Here is an 18,766-nt window from a genome sequence, read left to right on the forward strand (position 1 = left end):
CCCTCTGAGGCTGCCCTCCGGTTGGACATCCGCTCCCGTGCGGTTTCGGCTCGTGGAGGCTCCAAAGCCGCGGCATTCGACCCCGATCCCCAAACCACGCTCCTGAGCAGGTGAAAGCCGGACAAGGCCTAAGCCATGCCCTCCGGCAATGGAGCCTTGACCGTGCAGACAACACCCGTGGGAACGTAGGCGAGGCTCACCTCGCCGGCGAGTTCCTGCGCCAGGCTTCGTTCGATCAGCCTCGTGCCGAACCCCTTGCGCTTAGGGAACGCGACGGGTGGGCCTCCCTGCTCCTGCCAGCATAGGGTCAGCTGTCTCGGGTTGCCGGGCAGGACCGACCAGGAGATCGAAACCTGCCCTGTCGAAACCGACAAAGCACCATACTTCGCCGCATTGGTCGCAAGCTCATGAACGGCCATGGACAGAGCCAGCGCCATGCTCGGGGTCAACCGCACACGAGGTCCATCGATATCGCAACGCCCACTGGATTCTCGGCAATAGGGTTCGATCACTTCGCCGACGATGTCGCGAAGCTCGGCGCCTTCCCAGTTGTCACGGGTGAGAATGTCATGGGCGCGGGCCAGGGCGAACAGGCGCTCCTGGAAGGCCGTGAAGTTCGGCCCGCTGGAGGCACCCACATCGCGGAAGCTCTGAGCCGCCAGGGATTGCACGGTGGCGAGCGTGTTCTTCACCCGGTGGTTCAGCTCGTTGATCAGCAGGTGCTGCCGCTCTTCCCACAGCTTGCGCTCGGTGATCTCGAAGGCAACGCCTGTTGCCTTGATGGAAGCGGCATCGTCCGCCCCGCGCGTGACCTCCAAGTCTGCCCTGAGAAGCAGCCAGTGACGGGAGCCGTCTGGCCAGATGATCTCGAGCTCTTCCTCGGCATAGCGCTCACCCCGTCCGAGCGCAGCGGCCGCTGCTGTCCGGAGCTGGTCCTGAGCCCCCGGCGCATAGCGAGCCCTGATCTCCTCGATGCTCGGAGACGCATCCTCGGAGAAGCCCAGAAGACGGTTGAGTTCGGGAGAAGTCCTCACGGAGTTGGTGCGGCTGTCGCTTTCCCACACGGCCATACGGCCGGCGTCGAGCGCAAGCCGAAGACGGGACTCGCTCTGGCGCAGGGCCGCTTCAGCCTCACGGCGGGCCGTGAGGTCGATGCTCACCGACGCCATCGTGTGGGCTTGTCCAGCCGCGTCGTGGATCAGGGTCACGGTATTGCTGACCCAAACCTCCGAACCGTCCGGTCGAATGTAGCGCTTCTCGATTTCAAACGGCTCGCCGCTTTCGATGGCCTTCTGAAAGAGAGCGAGGTTTTCTGGCAGGTCGTCGGGATGGGTGATGTCCTGCATCCGCCGACCGTTCACGAGTTCCTCGCGGGGATAGCCGGTGATCTCACAGAAGCGGTCATTCACCCGGAGAAGGCGTCCCGTCAGATCGGCCTCCGAGAAGCCTGCAGCGGATTGGTCGAAGATCGCCGCGAAGTGAGCCTCGCTCTCACGTAAGGCGGCCTCGCGCCGCTTGCGCTCGGAGAGATCGCGGGCCAGGCCGATCCGCACATTCTGACCCTGCCATGTGCTGGGCCGGCCCACGAACTCGGCCGGAAACACGGAGCCGTCCTTGCGGACAGCCTCGATCTCGTAGGGTTCTTCGTTGCCCAGAGCCCCCTTCTCCTGAAGAAGCGCCGCACTCTTGCGGGTCACGAATGCCGTGCTGGGCAACCCGATCACCTCGGCGACACTACTGTACCCGAAGATGCGGGCGTAGGCCGGGTTGCAGTCGAGAATGACCTCGCCGTTGTGGATGACCACGCCCTCCCGAGTCTCCTCCGAAAAGAGCCGGTACCGGGCCTCGCTCTCGTTGAAGGCCGCCTCGGTCTCGACCTGCTGAGTGACATCGAAGCCCTGGGCAAAGATGCCCGTCACCTGGCCTCGGTCCTCCACCACCGGCTGATAGACGAAGTCCATGTACCGGGTTTCCGCCGGAGCGTTCGCCTGTCGCTGAAAAGCAACGGGCATCCGCCGTCCGATGAACGGCTCCCCAGTCGCATACACCTTGTCGAGGAGCGCTACGGTGCCCTGCTCGTCCAGTTCCGGCAGAACATCGCGCACCCGCTGGCCGACGACCTCGCGCCGGCCGACGAGATCGAGATAGGCCGTGTTGGCAAACTCGAAGACGTGATCCGGCCCGCTGACAATGGCGATCATCCCCGGAGCCTGCTGAAAGAAGAACTGCAGGCGGTCTGTCGGAGCGTCTTCTGGAGCGCGCGTTGGCGCTTCGGGCTTACCGTGCATCGCGCTCATCGGTGGCATGATCCCCTTGATCGAGGCAGCCTTCGTGCCAGAGGCTCTGCGGTGCTATCAGGCGGTTGACGGTCTTAATGTCTCTTGCACGGTGATCCCGACCTTGCCCCACCCTGGCGATGGACAGGGTCAGCATATGGGTCAGGGAGGCGGTGATGATTGACTGCAAGGACATCGGGGAGAGGATAAGGTGATCTCGAACCTGCCTAGCAGCAATGCCGGGTCTTGAACATCAGACGATGGTGCCGGTCGCTGCGGCGCTTCGCCCTGATTTCAGTATGTTACAGGTTGAGGATAGGCAGGACCTTTGCGCTGCCATGCGCCTGGAGATCGAGATCATAAGCCAGGATCTCCTCGTCCGTGAGTTCACGCAGGGTTTCAGCGGAGGCATTTGGCCCTGCTGCCTGTGCGGCAACCAGCTCGGCATCGCGCTCGTCCCGGGCGATAACCACCAAAGGGGCGATCTTCGGTTCCTGGCCGTCCGGCTGTGCCACCGTTACGGTCACGCCAAATCCCTTGTTCATCCGCACGCTCTCCTGCAGGCAGGTCTTGGCGGCCCGCCATCCAAATTCTGACATCAACCTCACCGATAGACGGTCGATCCCCAAGGCGGGTTCCAGCCGAGTGTCACTTAGCTCCTGGGAGAGCCGGCCGATGACAACCCGTTCCAACGAGAGGAGAACTCCCGAAATGCCCAACACATTCCGCCTTCCCATCGCGATGATGGCTGCCGTGCTGGCGCTCATCCCCCTGCCGGGTCTGGCACAGACCTCAGGGCAGGCCCCGAAGCCGAAGCCGCCTGCCGCGAAACAGCAGCCCGCCAAGGAGCAGCCAGCCCCCAAAAATCAGCAGGCCCAGCCTCCGCGTGCTGCTCCCGTGGTGGTTCAACTCAAGGGGTCGCCATCCCAGCCGGAATGGACAAAAGTCTGCGGCAAGGATGAGCGCGCGAATGCCGAAACCTGCTACACCACACGCGATTTCGTGACGGACAAAGGGCAGCGCATCGTTGCCGTGGCCCTCTATGACGTGAAGGCCAAGAATGCGCCGAAGACCTTGCGAATCCTGATGCCGCTCGGCCTGCTCGTGCCGCCCGGCGTCCTGATCGCGGCGGAGAAGAGCCAGCCCGTGGCCGGCCGCTACTCCGCGTGTCTCCCGCATGGCTGCTTCGCCGAAGCGGCCGTGAAGGACGACCTCGTTGCCGCCCTCAAGAAAGGCGCGGCCTTGACCGTGAGTGCCCGGAACCAGGGAGGCAAGGAGGTAACCTTTGCCGTGCCGACGGACGGCTTCGGCAAGGCTTTCGACGGACCTCCGGTAGATCCGCAGGTTCTGGCCGAGCAGCAGAAGAAGATCCAGGAGGAGCTCCAGAAGCAGGCGGAGGACCAGCGCAGCCGCCGGATGGGCAATCCCGGTCAGGCTCCGGAGGCCAACCCGGCAGAAGCCGAGGTCAAGAACTAAACTGGGTTGAGCATTTCATCCCCTGCCAACAGCTCGAGATTCGCTCCGGGCTAACGGCAAGGGATGGATTATTCTCGTGCCCATTCCGTCGCGAGAACGATGTGGGTCGTGGCGGTGGCAATCCCGGGCGCGGAAGCGACTATGTCCCGGATCAGGTTGAGGGTGGCGTTGGAATCGCAGGCCACGCTGACCATCAGGTCGATGGAGCCGGTCAGGGAATGGAATGCAACGACCTCCGGGATGCCGGCGAGGCGGGGCACCACCTGCTTGCAGCGGAAGCCCGGCTCGAGGGTGACGGCGATCATGGCCCTGACGGTGGGATCCTCGGCCGAGGCCAGCTCCACCGTATAGGCCTTGATGACGCCGTCCCGCTCCAGGCGACGCATCCGCTCCTGGGTAGCGCTGCGCGACAGCCCCACGCTGCGGGCAAGGCCGACGATGCTCTCGCGCGCATTCTTCCGCAGGGCTGCAATCAGGATCTTGTCTTTCTCGTCCAGCACCATGCCCCGATTACCGCCCTATACGTCTTGCAACCGACACTTAACCGGTCGACCGGTCATCTTGTCTAGTGAAACCGGCAGCACAAGGCAGGAAGACATGGAGGATAAGGAGGTGCGCCATGAATTTCGCCCAGACCGTTCTTCTGCCCGTCGACATGCAGCAGGCCTTCGACGGCCCCTCCTGGCCGCACCGCTGGAATGGCGCCGTCGACCGCAACGGCCGTGCCATCCTCGGCGCCTGGCGGTCCCGAGGCCTGCCGATCATCCATGTGAAGCACGACTCGATCGAGTCGGGCTCAACCCTGGCCCCGGGCCAGCCCGGCAATGCCTTCCGCCCGGGCTTCGAGCCTCACGACGGCGAGCCTGTCGTATCGAAAAGCGTCAATTCCGCCTTCATCGGCACCGACCTCGACCTGCGCCTGAAGCGCCTCGGCGTCCGCAAGGTCGTGGTCTTCGGCATCACCACAGACATGTGCGTGTCGACGACGGTGCGCACGGGAGCCAATCTCGGCTACAAGATGATCCTCGTGGAGGATGCCTGCGACTGCTTCGACTTGCCCGACGGTGCAGGCGGGACCATCCCGGCCCACATCAGCCATCAGGCCCATGTGGCGACCCTGCGGTTCGAATTCGCCAAGGTGGTCAAGACGCGGGAGATCGTTGAAACGCTGACGGCCCCAAGGGCGGTTGCTGCTGCCTTAGGAAGCCCTCCCCCGTCATGGCGGCAACTGTTGCAGTCAGGACGTCTTTGAACCGTGACGGACGGCGTTAGTCCCGGGAGGGGCCCGGGACTAACGCCGGAGCGTTTGGGCGGCTCAGCCCTTCGGCAGCATGTCCTTCACCAGCCCGCTCGCCTTGGCGAAGTCCATGCGGCCGGCATACTTGCCGCGCAGGACGCCCACGACCTTGCCCATGTCCTTCATGGAGGCGGCGCCTGTCTCGGCGATGGCGGCCTCGATGGCAGCCTTCGTCTCGGCCTCGTCCATCTGCTGCGGCAGGTAGGCGGTGATGACCGTGACCTCGTCCTTCTCCTGCTGGGCAAGCTCCGTGCGGCCGCCCTGCTCGTACATGGTGATCGATTCCTGGCGCTGCTTCACCATCTTCTGCAGGAGAGCCAGGATCTCCTCGTCGGACAGCGGCTCCTTGCCGTTGCCGCGGGCCTCGATGTCCTTGTCCTTGAGGGCAGCCTGAATGAGGCGAATGGCACCCAAGCGCCCCTTTTCCCCAGCCTTCATGGCCTCCTTCATGTCGGCGGTGAAACGTTCGCGCAGCATGGATATCTCCTTGGTTTTCGGTCGCTTGAGCGTTGACTGACGGCAAACGGCCCCTTAAGTCACGAAGGACAGTTCACGGGCGGCCCGGATGTGGCCAGCTCAAGCATGGCCCCTTGGCCCGGACTTAAAGAGATCATGACGATGCTGCAAGACAAAGACACCGCCGGGTCCCTCTCGGGTGGCTGGGCAGAGCCGCGCGCAACAGCCGTTCTCGTGCTCCAGGACGGCATGGTTCTCGAGGGCTTCGGCATCGGCGCCGTGGGCGAGGCGACCGGCGAGGTCTGCTTCAACACCGCCATGACCGGCTATCAGGAGATCCTGACGGACCCCTCCTACGCCGGCCAGATCATCACCTTCACCTTCCCGCATATCGGCAATGTGGGCACCAACGAGGAAGACACCGAGAGCGTCAATGCCGCCTCGTCCTCGGGCGTGCGCGGCGTCGTGCTGGCGGCCTCGATCACTGAGCCCTCCAACTGGCGCGCCTCCCGCAACCTCGACGCCTGGCTCAAGGCCCGCCAGATCGTCGGCCTTACCGGAATCGACACCCGGGCGCTGACGGCCCTGATCCGCGACAGGGGCATGCCTAATGCTGTCATCGCCCATGATCCGGAAGGCCGGTTCGACATCGAGGCCCTGAAGGCCAAGGCCGCCGCCCTCCCGTCCATGGATGGCCAGGATCTCGTGCCGCTGGTCACCAGCGGGCAGCGTTTCGACTGGAACGAGACCACCTGGAACCGGGGCGAAGGCTACGGCCATCAGGACGGCCAGCTCAAGCACCACGTGGTCGCCATCGATTACGGCGTGAAGCGCAACATCCTGCGCCTGCTGGCCCAGTCCGGCTGCAAGGTCACGGTGGTGCCCGCCACCGCCACGGCCGAGGATGTGCTGGCTCTCAAGCCCGACGGTGTGTTCCTCTCCAACGGCCCCGGCGATCCGGCCGCCACCGGCGAATATGCCGTTCCGGTGATCCGCAAGGTGTTGGACGAGAAGATCCCGACCTTCGGCATCTGCCTCGGCCACCAGATGCTGAGCCTGGCCGTGGGCGCCAAGACCAAGAAGATGCACCAGGGACACCACGGGGCGAACCACCCGGTGAAGGACAGGACGACCGGCAAGGTCGAGATCACCTCCATGAACCACGGCTTCGCGGTGGATCCGGAGACCCTGCCGACGAACGCCGTGGAGACCCACGTCTCCCTGTTCGACGGCTCCAATTGCGGCATTTCCCTCACCGACCGCCCGGCCTTCTCGGTGCAGTACCATCCGGAAGCATCCCCTGGCCCGCAGGACAGCCACTATCTCTTCGACCGCTTCGTGCAGCTGATGGACGAGAAGAAGGCTAAAGCTTAACGATGCTGTGAAGGCTGGCGCCGCGACAAACGGGTCGGTTGCGCCAGTCACCCAAATCACGGTAACCGATCATTAACCATAAAAAACAAATGATTCCGGTTCTTGATTTGGGGGCTTTCAATGAATTTCGATGACGATTCCGGCGAATTCAGCCGGCTGCACAACCTGTTCACGTTCCACCTCGGCATTGCCGTGTCGCTCTCCTGGCTGACCTCGCTCTATGCCGCCTTCTATGCTCCGTGGGTGCGCAACATCCGCCCGCTGATCGACCCCGCCAATGTGGGTCCGGTCGAGAGCACGTGGTCCTATCTCTTCATCTTCCCGGTGGTGCTCACCACAGCCTGGCTGATCTCGATCTTCGGCCAGAACCTCTTTGCGCAGTTCCGCATCTTCAAGAACCAGATCATCGAGTTCGCGTTCGCCGCTCTGGTGGCCTTCGGCATGTTCTACCTGTCCATCGACCGCGCAGTCGCGGCGATGCTGATCGGCATGTAGGAACCACGACGTTTAAAACGGCTCCGCTCGATCTTTCGCCTGCATCAGGCGTTCCCTCCCCGCTTGAAAAGGGAGAGATTCATGGCGCAGGCGAAAGGATACGGCGATCCGCACGGCTACAACGCACCGCTTGGGACGGAGACTTACGTCTTCCGCAGCAACGGCATCGTGCCGAACTCGTCGCTGCCGCTGATCGTCCGTCGTGGGGCGATCCCACCCTCTCAGGATGATCCGACCAAGGCCTTCAAGGCGACCTTCGCCAAGAACGGCTGGACGAACGCGTGGCTCGACAGCATTCACGACTATCACCATTACCACCCCAACACCCATGAGGTGCTCGGCATCGTGTCGGGCTCGGGCCAGATCCGCTTCGGCGGTGAGGACGGCGACCTCGTCTCCGTCACCATGGGGGACGTCATCGTCGTTCCGGCCGGCGTCGCCCATGCCCTGATCAACGCGAGCGACGACTTCGCCGTGGTCGGCGCCTATCCGAACGGAGCCGATTACGACACGGTCCGCGACGACCCCAAGGCCCTTGCCTCCTCGCAGCAGCGCATTGCCCAGGTACCGTTGCCGGGTGCCGACCCCGTGGACGGCGCCGACGGGCCGCTCATGAAGCTGTGGACCTGAAACCGGGTGACGAAACCTTGAGCATGGGGTAGGTCTGGTCTCGTCATGAACTGGCGAGATTATTGGAATCAGGACACGCCGATCTACACGGGCGAGCGACACAAGCTCCTCCATTATCGGCTGATCGCGAACGACATCATCGGCCTCATCCCCTCCCCGGATGCGGTGGTGCTCGACTATGGCTGCGGCGAGGCGTTGTTTGCCGACAAGATCGCGGCAAAATGCTCTCGCCTCACTTTGAGCGATGCAGCCCCGCTGGTGCGTGAACGCCTGAACGAACGGTTCAAGGGCAATCAGCGGATCGCGGTGCTGTCGACCGACGATGTGGCAAACCTGCCGGACGCCTCCTTCGATCTCATGGTGGTGAACTCCCTCGTCCAGTACCTGTCGCTCGATGAGTTCCGGGCCCTTCTGAAGCTCGCCCGCGACAAGCTGAAAGAGGATGGCAGGCTGATCCTCGGCGACATCATCCCGCCCGACATCAGCCCCATCACCGATGCCAGGGCGCTGCTGTCCTTCGCCTGGCAGGGCGGCTTCCTGCGCTCCGCGCTCGCCGGCCTCGCACGCACGGCCTTCTCCGAATACCGCAAGATCCGCGAGGAGGTGGGGCTGGCGCAGTACAGCGAGGAGGAGATCGTCGATCTTCTGGAGGATGCTGGGTTCAGGCCGGAGCGCGCCGCGCGCAATCTCGGACACAATCAAGCACGGATGACCTTCGTGGGACGGCCAGCCTGATCGTCAGGCGAAGGTCCACGCCTTGTGCGCCATGAAGCTCCACAGCATCACGACCCCAGTGGTGACGATCTGCGACGGCAGATAGGGCCCACCGAGCCAGATCGTGAAGGCATGCATCAGGAACCAGGTCACCAGGAACCCGACGAAGGCCACGACGGCAAAGCGCCATGTCGCCTCCCGGTGCGGCCGCTCGCTGCCATAGGTGTGCCGGCGGTTGAGCACATAGGACACCAACCCTCCGGCCACATAGCCTGCAAGCGTCGCCGGAACCGGATGGAAGCCCCCGCCCTCCACGAGGCCGATCAGAAGCCCGTAATGGATAACGGCCGCGACCAAGCCCACGCCGAAGAAGGCGGTGAACTGGCGGGCGAGACGATGGAGGGGGCGAGAGGCGGTCACGACGCTTCGATAACGGCTTCTGCCCCGGCCGTCACTTCATTCCCTGCAGGAGCCCGGCGATCCGGCGCGACACGAAGCGCGGCATGAACTTGGCCCCGATGGCGCCTGCTCGGTTCTTGGCGCCGGGAATGACGATGGCCCGGCCCGCCTCATAGCCCTCGACGCCGACGCGGGCGACCTCACCCGAGGTCATGACGCCGGCGTTGAAGGGCCGGGAATCCTTCAGGCCTGCCGTATCCGAGAACTCGCTCTCGGTGGGGCCCGGGCAGAGGGCCGTCACGGTCACCCCGTGGGGCTTGGCCTCATCATGCAGGGCCTCGGACAGGGACAGCACGAAGGCCTTCGTGGCGTAATAGACGGCCATGTAGGGTCCGGCCTGGAAGGCCGCGATGGAGGCGACGTTCAGGATTCCGCCCCGCCGGCGCTCGATCATGCCCGGCAGCATCAGGCGCGACAGCGAGGTCAGGGCCGTGACGTTGAGGTCGATCATGGCGAGCTGCTGCTCGTGAGGAAGCGACGCGAAAGTACCCCGCAGTCCGAACCCCGCATTGTTGACCAGGGTATGCACCGCGATTCCCCGCTCCCGGAGCATCTCGACGAGGTCCTGCGGCGCCTCCCGGTCCCCGAGGTCGAGGGCTATGACCTCGACCGGCACCCCGTGGGTCCGGCGGATCTCGTCGGCCAAAGCTTCCAGCCGCTCATGGCGCCTCGCCGTCAGGACGAGCGCGTAGCCGCGGGCTGCGAACACCCGGGCCAGCTCCGTGCCGATTCCGCTGGAGGCTCCCGTCACGACGGTCCAGCGCGGTTCTTCTGCCATGGTCATGTTGTCCCAACTCCCCTGCCGCCCGAATCCGGCGGATCGTACCGCATGGGTGTTCCCTGTCTAAATCACGGCTCGGGCCTTTGAATTTGCTCAAGGTCCGTGTAAGAGCCTCTCTCAACCTATAATCCGATCACATCCCGGCTGCGCTTGAAGCGCCGTAGCTCTACGGCCGCGCGGCTGGACACGCCTGGGTGGCCCAATGCCAAAGCGGACAGACATCTCCTCCATTCTCATCATCGGCGCCGGGCCGATCATCATCGGCCAGGCCGTGGAGTTCGATTATTCGGGCACCCAGGCCGTGAAGGCCCTCAAGGAGGAAGGCTACCGCATCATCCTGGTGAATTCGAACCCCGCTACGATCATGACGGATCCGGATCTCGCGCATGCCACCTACGTGGAGCCGATCACGCCCGAGATCGTCGCCAAGATCATTGAGAAGGAGCGCCCCGACGCGATCCTGCCCACCATGGGCGGCCAGACGGCGCTCAACTGCGCCCTGTCCCTGAAGAAGATGGGCGTGCTCGACAAGTTCAATGTGGAAATGATCGGCGCGACGGCCGAGGCCATCGACAAGGCTGAGGACCGCCAGCTCTTCCGCGAGGCCATGACCAAGATCGGCCTCGACACGCCGAAGTCGCGCCTCGCCAACGCCTCGGCGCTCAAGAAGGCCGACCGGGACGCCTATCTGGCCGAATTGGCCCGCCTGGAGGCGCTCGACGAGCACCCCGGCGACAAGAAGCGCATCATTGCCGCCTACAAGCTCAAGTGGGATGCGGGCGAGAACGAGCGGCGCAAGCGCTATCAGGAGCACGCCCTTGGCGAGGCTCTGCTGGCTTTGTCCGAAGTGGGCCTGCCGGCCATCATTCGCCCCTCCTTCACCATGGGCGGCACCGGCGGCGGCATCGCCTACAACCGCGAGGAATTCCTCAACATCGTGGAAGGCGGCCTCGACGCCTCCCCGACCAACGAGGTGCTGATCGAGGAGAGCGTGCTCGGCTGGAAGGAGTACGAGATGGAGGTCGTCCGCGACAAGGCGGACAACTGCATCATTATCTGCTCCATCGAGAACTTCGACCCGATGGGCGTGCACACCGGCGACTCCATCACGGTCGCGCCGGCGCTCACGCTCACCGACAAGGAATACCAGATCATGCGCGACGCCTCGCTGGCGGTGCTGCGCGAGATCGGCGTCGAGACCGGCGGCTCGAACGTGCAGTTTGCGATCAACCCGGAAAACGGGCGCATGATCGTGATCGAGATGAACCCGCGCGTGTCGCGCTCCTCGGCGCTGGCCTCCAAGGCCACGGGCTTCCCCATTGCCAAGGTCGCGGCGAAGCTCGCCGTGGGCTACACCCTGGACGAGATCGCCAACGACATCACCGGCGGCGCGACCCCGGCCTCCTTCGAGCCGACCATCGACTACGTGGTCACGAAGATTCCGCGCTTCGCCTTTGAGAAATTCCCCGGCGCCTCGACGACCCTCACCACGGCCATGAAATCCGTGGGCGAGGCCATGGCCATCGGCCGCTCCTTCCCGGAATCGCTGCAGAAGGCGCTACGCTCGCTCGAGACCGGCCTTACCGGCCTCGACGAGATCGAGATCGAGGGCATGGGCAAGGGCGATGACCGCAACGCCATCAAGGCCGCCATCGGCACGCCAACCCCGGACCGGATCCTGAAGGTCGCCCAGGCGCTGCGCCTCGGGGTCAGCCACGACGAAGTCCATGCCTCCTGCAAGATCGATCCCTGGTTCCTGGAGCAGCTCCAGGACATCGTCGACATGGAAGCCAAGGTGAAGGCCCATGGCCTGCCGCAGACGCCCGGCGCCTTCCGTCAGCTGAAGAGCTTCGGCTTCTCGGATGCCCGCCTCGCGGTCCTCGCACACAAGACCGAGGAAGAGGTGCGGAACTTGCGCCGCTCGCTTGCCGTGCGCCCCGTCTTCAAGCGCATCGACACCTGCGCGGCGGAGTTCGCCTCGCCCACTGCCTACATGTACTCGACCTATACCGCCCCGTTTGCCGGCACCCCGGCCGACGAGTCGAATCCATCGGACGCCAAGAAAGTCATCATCCTCGGCGGCGGCCCGAACCGGATCGGCCAGGGCATCGAGTTCGATTATTGCTGCTGTCATGCCTGCTTCGCGCTCAAGGACGCGGGCTATGAGACCATCATGATCAACTGCAACCCGGAGACCGTCTCGACCGACTACGACACCTCCGACCGGCTGTATTTCGAGCCGCTGACGCAGGAGGACGTGCTGGAGATCATCGAGACCGAGCGCTCGAAGGGCACGCTCCACGGCGTGATCGTGCAGTTCGGCGGCCAGACGCCGCTCAAGCTTGCCCATGCCCTTGAAGAGGCAGGCGTGCCGATCCTCGGCACCTCGCCGGACGCCATCGACCTCGCCGAGGACCGTGACCGCTTCAAGCGCCTCCTCGACAAGCTGCACCTGAAGCAGCCCAAGAACGGCATCGCCTATTCGGTGGAGCAGGCCCGCCTGATCGCCGCCGAACTCGGCCTGCCCTTCGTGGTGCGGCCAAGCTATGTGCTCGGCGGCCGGGCCATGGCGATCATCCGCGACGAGGCCCAGTTCGAGGATTACCTGCTCGGCACCTTGCCGAGCCTGATCCCGTCCGACGTAAAGGCCCGCTATCCCAACGACAAGACCGGCCAGATCAACACGGTGCTGGGTAAGAACCCGCTGCTCTTCGACCGCTACCTCTCGGACGCCATCGAGGTGGACGTGGACTGCCTCTGCGATGGTAAGGACAGCTTCATCGCCGGCATCATGGAGCATATCGAGGAGGCGGGTATCCACTCGGGTGACTCGGCCTGCTCGCTCCCGCCGCGCTCGCTCTCTCCTGAGATCCTTGCCGAGCTGGAGCGCCAGACAAAGGCCCTGGCCCTCGCGTTGGAAGTCGGCGGCCTGATGAACGTGCAATACGCCATCAAGGACGGCACCATCTACGTGCTGGAGGTGAACCCCCGCGCCTCGCGCACGGTGCCCTTCGTGGCTAAGGTCATCGGCGAGCCCATCGCCAAGATCGCGGCCCGCATCATGGCCGGCGAGAGCCTGGCCAAATTCGGCCTCACCCCGAAGGAGCTGCCGCATATCGGCGTGAAGGAAGCCGTGTTCCCCTTCAACCGCTTCCCAGGAGTCGACGTGCTGCTCGGGCCGGAAATGCGCTCCACGGGCGAGGTCATCGGCCTCGACCGGAGCTTCGGGATCGCCTTTGCCAAGAGCCAGCTCGGCGCCGGAAGCCAGCTGCCGAAGACCGGGACCCTGTTCGTCTCGATCCGCGACTCGGACAAGCCGCGTATCCTGCCGGCGGTGAAGATGCTGGGGGAGGCCGGATTCCAGATCGTGGCCACGGCCGGCACCCAGCGGTATCTCGAGGAGCAGGGCGTCAAGGCCCGGCGCATCAACAAGGTGCTCGAAGGCCGTCCGCACGTGGTCGATGCCATGAAGAACGGCGACATCCAGCTGGTCTTCAATACCACTGAAGGGGCCGGCGCCCTGTCGGATTCCCGTTCGCTACGGCAAGCTGCCCTCTTGCATAAGATACCTTACTACACCACTCTTGCAGGAGCGGTCGCCGCGGCCGAGGGCATCAAGGCATACCTCAGCGGCGATCTCGAAGTTCGGGCGCTTCAGGAATACTTTGCCTGAGGCATCCGGCCTCACATTGGAACTGCGAAGCTTCGGTGGAGTTTTCGTTGACATGCGAGGGCGCTGGAAACAGCGGCCTCGTACCTCTTTTTGGACGAGACAAACGATGGACAAGGTCCCTCTGACGATCAAGGGTTTTGCAGCGCTCGAGGAAGAACTCAAGCGCCGGCAGCAGGTGGAACGCCCCCGGATCATCCAGGCGATTGCGGAAGCCCGCGCGCTTGGCGACCTGTCGGAAAACGCCGAGTATCATGCAGCCAAGGAAGCCCAATCCCTCAATGAAGGCCGGGTCCTCGAGTTGGAGAGCCTGATCTCCCGCGCCGAGGTCATCGACATCACGAAGCTCTCGGGCGACCGGATCAAGTTCGGCGCGATCGTGAAGCTTTTTGACGAGGATACCGAGGAGGAGAAAACCTACCAGATCGTCGGCGAACCCGAAGCCGACGTGCGCTCGGGCCTCGTTTCGGTCGGCTCCCCGATTGCCCGTGCCCTGATGGGCAAGACCATCGGCGATACGGTAGAGGTCTCGACCCCCGGTGGGGGCAAGTCCTACGAGGTTGTCGGCGTCCAGTTCGGCGCCTGATGCGAAAAAGGGGGCTTCAACAGTGAGAAATCCGATGATGCCCTCTCTCTCCCGCCGCTCGCTTCTGAAAACCCTCGCCTGTGCCGGCATTGTCGGCGCAGGCTTTGCTGTGCCGGCTCAGGCGCAGAGCTTTCCGCAGGCCTTCTCGTCTTTTTCCGTGGATGTGAGCGTCCTGAAGGCCAAGGGCCTCGGGCCTTACGCCGATTTCGTAGGATCTGTCGCTCTCGACGAGTTGCGGCGCTCCTTCGCCGACCGGACTGATCTACGGGGTCCTCGCCTCGTCGTGCGGCTGACCAGCGTCACTCTCACGGCCTTTCCTGGCGGAAGCGGCGGCTCCCGGTGGCGCGGTGGTGGAGGCGGAGGACATGACGCCGTCGAGGGCGAAGCCCTGGCGGTTGGCCGCCGCGGTGAGATCCTGGCGCGTCACCCGATGCTGGCCGTGCTCGACGCCCATGCCCCCAGCGTTGCCCCCAACGAGCAGGGCCGCACCGTTGCCTTGACGCAGCATTGGGTGCGCTGGCTCAGACGGCAGGTCTGATCCTCAAAGGATGGTCATCAAAGAATGTCATCCCGGACGGCGCAGCCGATCCGGGATCGCTAACAGGATATGGCGTGGGTTTCCCTCCCCCTTGTGGGGAGGGCTCCCGTGCCACTACCGTCTTGCAATACCGCTCCAGGACGACTTATCAGCCTTCGACTCAGCCTTCGACCGTCGCCACGTCCTCAATCGGAACCAGCGGCTCGTCCTTGATCAGGTCGAGAGTGAGCGCCGTACGCACGTTGCGCACGTTGGGCAGGCTGGTGAGCTCGGACACCAGCCCCTGGAAGGACGCAAGGTTTGGAGCCACGCATTTCATGATGAAGTCGATGTCGCCCGAAAGGGTCCAGCACTCGCGGACCATGGCCCAGTCCTTCACCCGCTGCTCGAACTCCCTGAGATCCTTTTTGCCCTGGACGTCGAGCTGTACCATGGCGAAGCACACGATCTCGAAGCCGAGGTTCTTCGGATCGAGGATCGCCCGGTAGGCCTTGATGATGCCGGCGCTCTCCAGCGCCCGCACCCGGCGCAGGCAGGGGGGCGCCGACAGACCCACCCGGCGGGCGAGCTCCACATTGGTGATGCTGCCGTCGGCCTGCAGTTCTTTCAGAATGGCCCAGTCGATGGAATCGAGGCGTCCGCGCACGGTAACTCCGTAGGCATGGTCGGGACGGGCGGAAAGCCGGCCTGTCGTCCGGATCATGCAAGATCAGGTCAAAAAATCTCGTCTTGGCTGACTAGACCGTATAAAGGATCCGCACAAGGAGGACGGGCGCTTAAGTCGCAACGAACTTCATGAACTCCACAGGCTCATTGATCGAATGTTGCGCGACGGAACTGGCCCTATCACCTGGGTGCTGACGGACGGCAAGGCCGGGGACGAACTGCAGGCCTTGAGCGTGGCCGAAGCCTTGGGCTTGGCCCCGCAGGTTCGCAGGGTGAAGCCAAGACCACCCTTCACATGGCTGATGCCCTGGGGGGCCATCGATCCTCGCGAGCGGCCAGGCACTCCCGACAGCCCTCTCGCCCCACCCTTCCCGGACCTGCTCATCGCCTCAGGCCGCCGGGCCGTGGCTTATCTGCGCCATGTGAAGCGAGCCTCCGGCGGGCGAACCTACACGGTGTTCCTCAAGGACCCCCGCACCGGCCCGAAGACCGCCGACTTCATCTGGTCGCCGAGCTACGACCGCGTCCGCGGCCCGAATGTGATGACCACCCTCACCCCGCCGCACCGGGTCTCGGCGCAGCGGATCGATGCCGCCCGGGCGAAACTTGATCCGCGCCTCGCGCATCTCCCTCATCCTCGGGTCGCAGTTCTGGTCGGAGGAAACAGCCGGCATCACCATTTCACCGAAGAGAACATCGCCCGTTTGATGCGGCACCTGATGTCCATTACTGATACCGGAGCCGGGCTGATGGTCACTGTCTCGCGCCGCACGCCTGCTACCCTGCGGGAGGCCCTGATGGCCCTCACATTCAGGCACGGCGGCTTCTTCTGGGATGGATCCGGCGAGAACCCGTATGTGGATCTGCTCGCACTTGCCGACTTCATCGTCGCAACGGCGGATTCCTTCAATATGATCGGCGAGGCCGCAGCCACGGGGCGGCCGATCCTGGTTTTCGAGCCCTCCGGCGGCCACCCGAAACTGGATGTTTACATGGATGAGCTTAAAAGCCATGGAGTTGTGCATCCTTTCGTGGGCCGCCTTGAAGGACAGCCCTACGAACCCTTAAATTCAACACCCAAGGTCGCGAAGGCGATCGCCGAAGGCTTCAGCCGCCACCGCCGCGCTCTCGGCTTGCCGGACATCGCCTTTTTTCTGGAGACCCCCTGATGGCCCATTCTCACGCCAAGCTCATCATCATCGGCTCGGGGCCGGCTGGCTATACGGCGGCGATCTATGCGGCGCGCGCGCTGCTCGAGCCCGTCATGATCTCCGGCTTCCAGCCTGGCGGGCAACTCATGATCACCACGGATGTGGAGAACTACCCGGGTTTCGCCGACGTGATCCAAGGCCCCTGGCTCATGGAGCAGATGCGCCTCCAGGCCGAGCACGTGGGCACCAAGATGGTCTCCGACCACATCGTCAAGGTCGACCTGAAGCAGCGCCCCTTCCGCCTCGAAGGCGATTCCGGCGACACCTACACCTGCGACTCGCTCATCGTCGCGACAGGCGCCCAGGCCAAGTGGCTGGGTCTGCCCTCCGAGGGCCAGTTCCAGGGCTTCGGCGTCTCGGCCTGCGCAACCTGCGACGGGTTCTTCTATAGGGCTAAGGAAGTGGTAGTCGTCGGTGGCGGCAACACGGCCGTCGAGGAGGCCCTGTACCTTTCGAACCTCGCCTCGAAAGTGACCCTGGTTCACCGGCGGGACAGCTTGCGCGCCGAGCGCATCCTGCAGGACCGCCTGTTCAAGCACCCGAAGATCGAGGTGATCTGGAACTCCGCCGTCGAGGAGATCTGCGGCACGGAGAACCCCTCCTCCGTCACCCATCTGCGGCTCAAGAACCTGGTCTCGGGCGAGGCCTCGGACTTCAAGACCGACGGCGTGTTCATCGCCATCGGACACAAGCCCTCGACGGAGCTGTTCGTCGGTCAACTCGACATGAAATCGGGCGGCTATCTCGTGACCAAGCCGGGCACCACGGACACCAACATTCCAGGCGTCTTCGCTGCCGGCGACGTGACGGATGACATCTATCGGCAGGCCGTCACGTCGGCAGGCATGGGCTGCATGGCGGCTCTCGATGCCGAGCGCTATCTGGCAGCCCTAGAGGCAACCCAGGAAGCAGCCGAATAGAATTTGTTAACAACTGGTTAGCCCTCAGGCCGATTTCCTGTTGCTTCGGGCCCACGGCTCATAAGAGATAAGAGGTGCCTTGCATCCGGAGCATGCGAGGCGCGAGGGGAATGCCGTGGACTGGGACAAGATCCGGATTTTCTACACCGTCGCGGAAGCGGGCAGCTTTACGCGGGCCGGTGACGATCTGGGCCTGAGCCAGTCCGCCGTCAGCCGCCAGATCAGCGCGCTTGAGCGCGAGTTGAAGGCTCCTCTCTTCCACCGCCATGCCAGGGGCCTGATCCTCACCGAGCAGGGCGACCTACTGTTCCGGGCCGCCCGCGACATGCGCATGCGGCTCGAGACCACCAAGGCCCGGCTCGTCGAGACCAGCGAGCGCCCCTCGGGCGAGCTGAAGGTGACGACCACGGTCGGCCTCGGGTCGATCTGGCTCGCCCAGCGCATCGCGGAGTTCCTGGATCTCTACCCGGATGTCCGGGTCGAGCTGATCCTGTCCAACGAGGAGCTGGATCTGGCCATGCGCGAGGCGGACGTCGCCATTCGCCTGCGCCGCCCGGCTCAGCCCGACCTGATCCAGCGCCGCCTCTTCACCATCCATTTCCACGTCTATGCCTCGACCGATTACATCAAGCGGTTTGGCGAGCCCAAGACGCTGGAGGATTTGGACGAGCATCGGATCGTGTCTTTCGGCGGCCATCAGCCATCCTATCTCATGGCCGTGCACTGGCTTGCCACGGCCGGACGCGAGGGACGCGAGCCGCGCCAGTACCATTACGTGGTCAACAACATCACGGCCCTGAAGCTGGCCGTCGAGACGGGCGCCGGCATCGCCGTGCTGCCGGATTATGCCGTGGTGGGCAACCCGGATCTGGTCCAGATCCTGCGCGATGTGGAGATGCCTTCCCTCGACAGCTATCTGGTCTATGCCGAGGAAATGCGTTCCGTTGCGCGCGTCCAGGCCTTCCGCGATTTCCTGATCTCCAAGGCCCAGCGCTGGACTTTCTAAAGCATCGGACCCAAAAGTGGATTTGCACTTTTGGGATTGATCTGATGCTTCCTCCTTGAGTGAGAGCATCGTTCCTGCGGAAAACCGGGTCCACTTTTCCGCACGATGCTCGGAAGCCCGAATCCAAAGCCAAGCTCGATGGCTCGTCGGACTTTGTCACCCATGTGACGCAAGCCATGCATTATTTGCAGCCCTTTCATGAAGCATGTTG

The 18,766-nt window shown here is 64.0% G+C and carries 19 protein-coding genes; 12 read left to right on the forward strand and 7 right to left on the reverse strand.

Going from position 1 to position 18,766, the window contains the following annotated elements; genetic code table 11:
- Positions 1–128: 128 nt before the first annotated feature.
- Entirely contained in the window at positions 129–2,297 is a 2,169-nt protein-coding gene (locus VB618_RS17040; protein ID WP_329797925.1) for a PAS domain-containing sensor histidine kinase, read from the reverse strand.
- A 281-nt stretch (positions 2,298–2,578) separates the two neighbouring features.
- Positions 2,579–2,875, reverse strand: a complete 297-nt coding sequence (locus VB618_RS17045; protein WP_329797926.1) for a hypothetical protein — start codon at positions 2,873–2,875, stop codon at positions 2,579–2,581.
- Between the two features lie 112 nt (positions 2,876–2,987).
- Here VB618_RS17045 and VB618_RS17050 point away from each other — a divergent pair, with 112 nt between their 5' ends.
- On the forward strand, positions 2,988–3,752 hold the full coding sequence (locus VB618_RS17050) for an invasion associated locus B family protein (protein ID WP_329797927.1): 765 nt from the start codon (positions 2,988–2,990) through the stop codon (positions 3,750–3,752).
- A 68-nt stretch (positions 3,753–3,820) separates the two neighbouring features.
- On the opposite strand, the gene VB618_RS17055 is transcribed toward VB618_RS17050, so the two are convergent.
- Positions 3,821–4,255, reverse strand: coding sequence for an Lrp/AsnC family transcriptional regulator (locus VB618_RS17055; protein WP_329797928.1), 435 nt, complete (start codon positions 4,253–4,255; stop codon positions 3,821–3,823).
- 116 nt (positions 4,256–4,371) lie between these two features.
- Between VB618_RS17055 and VB618_RS17060 the strand changes: the two genes are divergently transcribed.
- Positions 4,372–5,004, forward strand: a complete 633-nt coding sequence (locus tag VB618_RS17060; protein WP_329797929.1) for a cysteine hydrolase family protein — start codon at positions 4,372–4,374, stop codon at positions 5,002–5,004.
- Positions 5,005–5,067: 63 nt separating this feature from the next.
- Here VB618_RS17060 and VB618_RS17065 read toward each other — a convergent pair whose 3' ends face one another.
- Positions 5,068–5,526, reverse strand: coding sequence for a GatB/YqeY domain-containing protein (locus VB618_RS17065; protein WP_329797930.1), 459 nt, complete (start codon positions 5,524–5,526; stop codon positions 5,068–5,070).
- Positions 5,527–5,667: 141 nt separating this feature from the next.
- Here VB618_RS17065 and carA point away from each other — a divergent pair, with 141 nt between their 5' ends.
- The 4 genes from carA (at position 5,668) to VB618_RS17085 (ending at position 8,739) form a co-directional block, all read left to right on the forward strand.
- Entirely contained in the window at positions 5,668–6,879 is a 1,212-nt protein-coding gene (gene carA / locus VB618_RS17070; protein WP_329797931.1) for a glutamine-hydrolyzing carbamoyl-phosphate synthase small subunit, read from the forward strand.
- Positions 6,880–6,999: 120 nt separating this feature from the next.
- Complete coding sequence (locus VB618_RS17075) at positions 7,000–7,374, forward strand: hypothetical protein (RefSeq protein ID WP_329797932.1); 375 nt, start codon at positions 7,000–7,002, stop codon at positions 7,372–7,374.
- 81 nt (positions 7,375–7,455) lie between these two features.
- Complete coding sequence (locus VB618_RS17080) at positions 7,456–8,004, forward strand: cupin domain-containing protein (protein WP_329797933.1); 549 nt, start codon at positions 7,456–7,458, stop codon at positions 8,002–8,004.
- A gap of 45 nt (positions 8,005–8,049) precedes the next feature.
- A complete protein-coding gene (locus VB618_RS17085) occupies positions 8,050–8,739 on the forward strand; it encodes a class I SAM-dependent methyltransferase (protein WP_329797934.1) in 690 nt (229 codons plus the stop codon).
- Between the two features lie 3 nt (positions 8,740–8,742).
- On the opposite strand, the gene VB618_RS17090 is transcribed toward VB618_RS17085, so the two are convergent.
- Positions 8,743–9,138 carry a GtrA family protein gene (locus tag VB618_RS17090; RefSeq protein ID WP_329797935.1) on the reverse strand — a complete coding sequence of 132 codons (396 nt, stop codon included), beginning with the start codon at positions 9,136–9,138 and terminating at the stop codon, positions 8,743–8,745.
- 31 nt (positions 9,139–9,169) lie between these two features.
- Entirely contained in the window at positions 9,170–9,955 is a 786-nt protein-coding gene (locus tag VB618_RS17095; RefSeq protein WP_329797936.1) for an SDR family NAD(P)-dependent oxidoreductase, read from the reverse strand.
- A 205-nt stretch (positions 9,956–10,160) separates the two neighbouring features.
- On the opposite strand from VB618_RS17095, the gene carB reads away from it, so the two are divergent.
- From carB to VB618_RS17110, 3 genes are all read left to right on the forward strand, one after another.
- Entirely contained in the window at positions 10,161–13,631 is a 3,471-nt protein-coding gene (carB, locus tag VB618_RS17100) for a carbamoyl-phosphate synthase large subunit (protein WP_329797937.1), read from the forward strand.
- A 106-nt stretch (positions 13,632–13,737) separates the two neighbouring features.
- The gene (gene greA, locus VB618_RS17105) at positions 13,738–14,214 is read left to right on the forward strand and encodes a transcription elongation factor GreA (RefSeq protein WP_329797938.1); all 477 of its coding nucleotides are present in this window, start codon (positions 13,738–13,740) and stop codon (positions 14,212–14,214) included.
- A 34-nt stretch (positions 14,215–14,248) separates the two neighbouring features.
- On the forward strand, positions 14,249–14,752 hold the full coding sequence (locus VB618_RS17110) for a twin-arginine translocation signal domain-containing protein (protein ID WP_329797939.1): 504 nt from the start codon (positions 14,249–14,251) through the stop codon (positions 14,750–14,752).
- A 160-nt stretch (positions 14,753–14,912) separates the two neighbouring features.
- On the opposite strand, the gene VB618_RS17115 is transcribed toward VB618_RS17110, so the two are convergent.
- On the reverse strand, positions 14,913–15,398 hold the full coding sequence (locus VB618_RS17115) for an Lrp/AsnC family transcriptional regulator (protein ID WP_329798078.1): 486 nt from the start codon (positions 15,396–15,398) through the stop codon (positions 14,913–14,915).
- Between the two features lie 175 nt (positions 15,399–15,573).
- Here VB618_RS17115 and VB618_RS17120 point away from each other — a divergent pair, with 175 nt between their 5' ends.
- The 3 genes from VB618_RS17120 (at position 15,574) to VB618_RS17130 (ending at position 18,555) form a co-directional block, all read left to right on the forward strand.
- Positions 15,574–16,587, forward strand: coding sequence for a mitochondrial fission ELM1 family protein (locus tag VB618_RS17120; protein ID WP_329797940.1), 1,014 nt, complete (start codon positions 15,574–15,576; stop codon positions 16,585–16,587).
- Positions 16,587–17,549, forward strand: a complete 963-nt coding sequence (gene trxB, locus VB618_RS17125) for a thioredoxin-disulfide reductase (protein WP_329797941.1) — start codon at positions 16,587–16,589, stop codon at positions 17,547–17,549. The genes VB618_RS17120 and trxB overlap by 1 nt, the downstream gene beginning before the upstream one ends.
- Before the next feature lie 115 nt (positions 17,550–17,664).
- Positions 17,665–18,555 (forward strand): LysR family transcriptional regulator, encoded by an 891-nt coding sequence (locus VB618_RS17130; protein ID WP_329797942.1) that lies wholly within the window; start codon positions 17,665–17,667, stop codon positions 18,553–18,555.
- The last annotated feature ends 211 nt before the right edge of the window (positions 18,556–18,766 follow it).

This window comes from Microvirga sp. CF3062 (assembly GCF_036314045.1).
Classification (GTDB): Bacteria; Pseudomonadota; Alphaproteobacteria; order Rhizobiales; family Beijerinckiaceae; genus Microvirga.